At 66.3% G+C, this 279-nt stretch carries 1 protein-coding gene; it reads right to left on the bottom strand.

Translation table 11 applies throughout. The features are described 5' to 3' along the window. Positions 1–279 (bottom strand): 4Fe-4S binding protein (locus tag MWC30_RS22215; RefSeq protein WP_244086360.1); only part of this gene is annotated, 279 nt, incomplete at both ends.

Genomic DNA, 279 nt, shown 5'->3' with positions numbered 1-279 from the left:
CCGGGTACCGCTCCCCGTTCTCCCGCTCGCCCCCCACCATCGAAATGGCCCTGGCCGGGCAGATCTTCTCGCAAAGACCGCACGCCACGCACCGCTCTTTCCCGTCTTCCCGCATGACCAGCACCGGCCGCCCCCGGTACGCCGGCGGCAGATCCACCCGCTCTTCCGGGTAGTACACCGTGAAAACGCTCCGCTTTTTCCCCCGAGGGGGAGCCACGAACCCGATCATGTTGGAGACAAAATGCCTCGTGGTGATGCCAAGCCCCCGCAGGACCTCGA

This window comes from Desulforhabdus sp. TSK, assembly GCF_022836495.1.
In the GTDB taxonomy this organism is placed as follows: Bacteria; Desulfobacterota; Syntrophobacteria; order Syntrophobacterales; family Syntrophobacteraceae; genus Desulforhabdus.
The sequence above is the reverse complement of the archived record's forward strand: the minus strand, read 5'-3'. Positions and strand labels throughout refer to the sequence as shown.